Annotated in this window: 5 protein-coding genes; 2 read left to right on the forward strand and 3 right to left on the reverse strand. The window is 74.1% G+C overall.

The window, feature by feature from the left end:
• A partial coding sequence (locus FNQ90_RS12420) for a DUF1707 SHOCT-like domain-containing protein (RefSeq protein ID WP_182606430.1) occupies positions 1 to 280 on the reverse strand: 280 nt, incomplete at its 3' end.
• 211 nt (positions 281 to 491) lie between these two features.
• On the opposite strand from FNQ90_RS12420, the gene treZ reads away from it, so the two are divergent.
• Positions 492 to 2,276, forward strand: coding sequence for a malto-oligosyltrehalose trehalohydrolase (gene treZ / locus FNQ90_RS12425; protein ID WP_182606431.1), 1,785 nt, complete (start codon positions 492 to 494; stop codon positions 2,274 to 2,276).
• Positions 2,277 to 2,410: 134 nt separating this feature from the next.
• On the forward strand, positions 2,411 to 2,944 hold the full coding sequence (locus FNQ90_RS12430; protein WP_182606432.1) for a sugar O-acetyltransferase: 534 nt from the start codon (positions 2,411 to 2,413) through the stop codon (positions 2,942 to 2,944).
• A gap of 132 nt (positions 2,945 to 3,076) precedes the next feature.
• Here FNQ90_RS12430 and FNQ90_RS12435 read toward each other — a convergent pair whose 3' ends face one another.
• Entirely contained in the window at positions 3,077 to 3,931 is an 855-nt protein-coding gene (locus FNQ90_RS12435; protein ID WP_182606433.1) for a PhzF family phenazine biosynthesis protein, read from the reverse strand.
• A 215-nt stretch (positions 3,932 to 4,146) separates the two neighbouring features.
• Positions 4,147 to 4,920 (reverse strand): class I SAM-dependent methyltransferase, encoded by a 774-nt coding sequence (locus FNQ90_RS12440; RefSeq protein WP_323379914.1) that lies wholly within the window; start codon positions 4,918 to 4,920, stop codon positions 4,147 to 4,149.
• Between the last annotated feature and the right edge of the window lie 54 nt (positions 4,921 to 4,974).

Genomic DNA, 4,974 nt, shown 5'->3' on the forward strand with positions numbered 1-4,974 from the left:
GCCGCCCGCCGTCCCCGCCGCGCTCCACCGGGACCGGGAACACCCCGTCGGCGGCGTACGGCACCGGCGCGGCCCCGGCCGGCGCCCGGCGCGGCAGGTCCTCCAGAACCGCCCGCAGCTCATCGGGACGCCGCGCGCCCAGAACCACCTCCATGCGACGCAGGAAGGTGTCGTGCGATACCCGCCCCTGCGCCGCGCCCTCCCGCAACAGCGCCAGCGCGTACTCCCGTTCGGCGTCGGAGACCCGGGGTGGCGGCGGGCCGGCTTCGAGGGAGTTCATGGTCCGTCATTCTCCCGACGCTCGCGGCCGGTGTCCAGATCGTCGCCGGTCAGCGCGATGCGGGTGATTCGCGAACGGTTCCCGACGAATTCCCGGGGATACCGGCGGATTCGGCCGATCCGGCGTTTCCCGCCGGCCACGCCCCCCTTTCCGGCCCCGTCCGGCGCGGCGGTGTGGCGCGCGGGCCGGCCCACCGCGACCATGGGTGACCATGCGGAGCGAGTGGTTCGAGGTGTGGGCGCCGGAGGCGAAGCGGGTCGAGCTGCACCTGCGCGACCGACGGGTGCCGATGACCCGACACGATCCCGAGCCGGCCGACGGGCCGGGCGGTGGGTGGTGGCGGGTCGAGGCGCCGGCCGCGCCCGGCGACCGCTACGGCTTCTCGCTCGACGAGGGCCCGGTGCGCCCGGACCCGCGGGCCCGCCGTCTGCCGGAGGGTCCGGGGAAACCGGGGGCCGTGATCGACGACCCGGCCCGGTGGACCTGGCACCACCCGTGGAAGGGCCGGGACCTGCCCGGCGCGGTGCTGTACGAGCTGCACGTCGGGACCTTCACCGACGCCGGCACCTTCGACGCCGCCGTCGAGCACCTCCCCGAACTCGCGGAACTGGGCATCACCCACGTTCAGTTGATGCCGGTGTGCTCCTTTCCCGGCCGGCACGGCTGGGGGTACGACGGGGTGGCGCCGTGGGCGGTGCACGAACCCTACGGCGGCCCGGACGGCCTGCGCCGCCTGGTGGACGCCGCCCACGGCCACGGGCTGGGCGTGGTGCTGGACGTGGTCCACAACCACCTCGGTCCGTGGGGCAACTTCCTCGCCGAGTTCGGCCCGTACTTCACCGACCGCTACCACACCCCGTGGGGTTGGGCGATCAACCTGGACGGCCCCGGGTCCGACGAGGTCCGCGACCACTTCATCGGCAGCGCCCTCGCCTTCCTGCGCGATTACCGGCTGGACGGCCTGCGGTTGGACGCCGTACACGCCCTGGCCGACAACCGCGCCGAACACTTCCTCGCCGAACTCTCCCGTCGGGTCGACGATTTGTCCGCCGAGCTGGGCCGTCCGCTGTTCCTGATCGCGGAGTCCGACCGCAACGACCCGGCGACCGTCACCCCCCGCGCGGCCGGTGGATTGGGACTGGACGGGCAGTGGAACGACGACTTCCACCATGCCCTGCACACCGCTCTGACCGGCGAGGGCCAGGGGTACTACGCCGACTTCGCCCGCACCCCGATCGCCGCGCTGGCGACCACCCTGACCGACGGGTTCCTGCACGCCGGTGGGTGGTCCTCCTTCCGGGGACGCCGGCACGGGGCGCCCCTGGACCGCGAGGCGGTACCGGGATACCGGCTGGTGGGGTACTCCCAGACGCACGACCAGATCGGCAACCGCGCGCAGGGCGACCGTCTGGCCGCGTCCCTCACCGACGCCCAACTGGCCTGCGGGGCGGCCCTGGTGCTGTGCGGGCCGATGACCCCGATGCTGTTCATGGGTGAGGAGTGGGGCGCCCGCACCCCTTGGCAGTACTTCACCGACCACCCCGACCCCGACCTGGCGGAGGCGGTGCGCACCGGCCGGCGGCGGGAGTTCGCCTCGCACGGCTGGACCGAGTCCGAGATCCCCGACCCGCAGGACCCGGCCACCCGGGACCGCTCCTGCCTGCGCCGTCCCGGGCGGCCGGAGGAGGAGTGGCTGCTCGGCTGGTATCGGAGACTGTTGGCGCTGCGGCACGAGCACCTGCCGGCGGACCGGCCGCTGGCGGCGGTCTCCGTGGAGTACGACGAGGCGGCGCGGTGGCTGGTGCTGCGCAACCCGCCCCTGACGGTGGCGGTCAACCTCTCCGCGGAGGGTGCCCGGGTGCCGCTGCCGGAGCCGGCCGGGGGGACGGGGGCGCCGCGCGTGCTCGCCGCGACCTTCGGGGACATCACGGTCCCGGCGCCGGGGACCCCGCTCGCACTCCCGCCGTACTCGGCCGTCGTTCTGGGCACGAACTGACCGCGCGCACGCCCGCCCCCTCGGGGGCGGGGGACGGAGGGGCCACCTTGACGAACGCGACCGAGCCGCCGGAGCCGCCGGACACGGTCACCGGGGCGGCCACCGACGAGGACGGGCGCACGCAGAAGGAACGGATGCTCGCGGGGGATTGGTACCTCGCCGACGATCCGGAGATCGCCGCCGGCCTGCGGCACGGCGCCGAGGTGTGCGACCGGTTCAACTCCTCCCCCGCCGACGACCCCACCGGGCGGCGGGCCCTGCTCGCCGAACTGCTCGGCGGGCTGGGCCGGGACGTGGAGATCCGGCCGCCGCTGCGGGTGGACTTCGGTCGGTACGTCACCGTCGGCCGGGGCACCTTCGTCAACTTCGGCGCCGTGTTCCTGGACGTCGCGCCGATCGCCATCGGCGAGGACGTGCAGATCGGCCCCAATGTCCAACTGCTCACCCCGATCCATCCGTTGGACGCCGAGCTCCGACGGGCGAAGTGGGAGGCCGCACGGCCGATCACCATCGGGGACAACGTCTGGCTGGGCGGCGGGGTCATCGTCTGCCCCGGCGTGACCATCGGGGAGAACACGGTGGTCGGCGCCGGCGCGGTCGTCACCCGCGACCTGCCGGCGAACGTCCTCGCCGTCGGCAACCCCGCCCGCGTCATCCGGGAGTTGTAGTCCTCCGGGGTGACCTCGCCATCCGGCCGGCCCCCGGGCCGGCGGGTCCGGGGACGCTCGCGACGGGGAACACCGCCCGTGGAGGACGGGCTCGGCCCCGCTCGGGAGCCGGCGGATCAACGGGGTCCGGCTTCATTCCGTCGCCGACCCCGGCTCGGCGACGGAATGAAGCCGACCTTCGAGGACGGTGACCGCGCGCCCCGACAGACGCACACGGTCACCGTGCACCTCGGTGTGCACCGAGCCGCCGCGCGCGGAGGCCTGCAGACCCGTGAGTCCGTCCCGCCCCAGGCGCGTTGACCAGTACGGCGCGAGTGCGGTGTGGGCGCTGCCCGTGACCGGGTCCTCGGGGATTCCGTCGGCCGGGGAGAAGTAGCGCGAGACGAAATCGTATCCCCGGCCCGGGCCGGTGGCCGGGGCCGTGATGATCACCCCGCGGAACCCGTTGCGTCGGGTGAGTTCGGCGAGCGCCCGGAGGTCGGGCGAGGCGGCCCGCACCCCGGCTTCGTCGGGGAGGACCACGAGCAGATCGCCGAGGGTTCCGGTGGTGAAGGTCGCCTCGGGTGTGGCACCCAACGCCCGTGCCAGGTCACCCGGTGCGGGAACGGCGGTGCCGGGGGCGGCGGGGAAGTCCAGGGTGACGCTCCCGTCCCGGTGGGCGTGGGTGGTGAGGAGGCCGTGGTATCGACTGGCGAAGCGCACGGTGCCGTCGACTCCCCTCGATGTGCGCAGAACATGGGCCGTGGCCAGGGTGGCATGGCCGCACAGCTTCTCCTCGACGACCGGGGTGAACCAACGGATGGCCCAGTCGGCTTCGCCATCCGGGGGGAGCGGGAGCGCGAAGGCCGTCTCGGAGAGGTTCAGCTCCGCCGCGAGCCGTTGCATCCAGGTGGCATCGGGCCAATCGCCGGAGTCGAGTGGACAAACGGCCGCCGGATTTCCGGCGAAGGGCCGATCGGTGAAGGCATCAACGACATGTATCCGCATGGTCACATGCTGCGGGGTCCAATCCCGGTACGGAAAGAGCCAATGGTGGAGTATTGGCATTCCCGTGTTCGCCGGTGGCATGGGCACCGGAGGCCCCGTCGGGCCCGGATGGGCGGCCACGGAACCGCTTCCCACGGAGAGTGCGGCCCCCGGCCGCCGGGGGAGGGGACGACCACGACCGTCGCCCCTCCCCCGGCGGCCGGGGGCCGAGTCGGTCAGGCCGGGAGGCGGCGCAGCCGCAGGGTGGTGTCGGTGTACTCCACGACCCTCCCGTCGGGCATGGTGCGGGTGCGCTCCTCCTCCTCGCAGCGCCGCACCTCCCACTCCCCCTCAGGCAGGTCGAGGGACTCCAGCACCTGGCGGGAGGTCGGCAGCTCCGTGGCGTGGGGCCCGTGGTTCCCCGCGTCGCCCTCCTCCCCGTGATCGCCGTGCCGGCCCCCGCCGGGCGCCTCGACGTGCCCCACGATCAACAGGGTCCCGCCCGGGGCCACGGCCGCGACGGCCCGGCGCAGGATCCGCTCCCTCGGCAGCTCGGTCCACGAGTGCAGGAAGTGCGAGCTGACCAGGTCCCAGGTGCCCTCGGGGAAGGTCTCCGCGAGGTCGTGCCACTGCCAGTCGATCCGGTCCGCGACACCCTCCTCCTCGGCGTGCGCGGCGCCGCGTTCGAGGGCGACGCGGGAGACGTCCACTGCGGTGACACGGCGTCCCCCGCGCGCCAGCCAGATGGCGTCGGCCCCCTCACCGCAGCCCAGGTCCAGGGCGGTGCCGGGACCGGGCTCGGGGAACTCCCGCACCAGGGCGGGGTTGGGGCTGCCGCTCCATTTGCGCTCGTTCTCGCGGTAGAGGTCGTCCCATTCCTCGGCGGCGGTGCGGGACTCGGCGGCCTCGGCGTGGTCGGCGTGACGGGTGTGGTCGGCGTGACGAGTGTGGTCGGCGTGACGGATGTGGTCGGCGTGACGGGTGTGGTCGGCGTGGGCGGTGTCGGTCACGGAACGGCTCCTTCGGGGCGCGGAATCCGGTGGGTTCGGGGCACGGGGAGGGAC

The sequence above is a fragment of the Streptomyces alkaliphilus genome, from assembly GCF_014141535.1.
GTDB classification, from domain to species: Bacteria; Actinomycetota; Actinomycetes; order Streptomycetales; family Streptomycetaceae; genus Streptomyces; species Streptomyces alkaliphilus.

Coding starts and splice junctions, on each gene's coding strand:
- treZ (WP_182606431.1), top strand. CDS start 492: ATGCGGAGCGAGTGGTTCGAGGTGTGGGCGCCGGAGGCGAAGCGGGTC.
- FNQ90_RS12430 (WP_182606432.1), top strand. CDS start 2,411: ATGCTCGCGGGGGATTGGTACCTCGCCGACGATCCGGAGATCGCCGCC.
- FNQ90_RS12435 (WP_182606433.1), bottom strand. CDS start 3,931: ATGCGGATACATGTCGTTGATGCCTTCACCGATCGGCCCTTCGCCGGA.